Raw genomic sequence first — 482 nt, forward strand, 5'->3', positions numbered from 1 at the left:
TGACATTCTTCTATATCTTTAACCCAAAGGCGTATCTCATCTTTATTGTCTTTATCAAAATCACACTCGTAACAAAATTCATCCTCGTCATCGTTCAAATATTCGTTGACTCTTAAAACACCATATCCCCTGCTTTCTATGTAATCCAAAAACAAAGAAGAATGCGAAGGAAGACAACGCAAATAATCTCTATAACTTTTCACATCCTTCACAGGAAAAGAATGGTCAATATAATGGTCATGCAAACAAGTCATGATATCGTAAGGCTTTTCCCAACCGCAATAAACCTCGACCCCATTCCCAAACATATAACGAATAGCCTTGGTCTCATAACGTGCCTTCAATCGCACAGCCTTTATATTGAACAGATTTTCAAGCCTCTGTACTTCTCTCTCTATTTCTCTATATTTTTCCTTCTTTACCATATCCATAACAATCTCCGACCCTCAGTTTGTGGGGTACTGGAAACTTATTGTAGCAGA

The 482-nt window shown here is 37.3% G+C and carries 1 protein-coding gene; it reads right to left on the reverse strand.

Annotation, left to right across the window (positions count from 1 at the left end; all coding sequences use genetic code 11):
* The coding region (locus KP705_RS17290; protein WP_215765166.1) for a hypothetical protein at positions 1 to 431 on the reverse strand (431 nt) is incomplete at its 3' end.
* Between the last annotated feature and the right edge of the window lie 51 nt (positions 432 to 482).

This window comes from Gluconobacter sp. P1D12_c, from assembly GCF_018812105.1.
Taxonomy (GTDB): Bacteria; Pseudomonadota; Alphaproteobacteria; order Acetobacterales; family Acetobacteraceae; genus Gluconobacter; species Gluconobacter oxydans_A.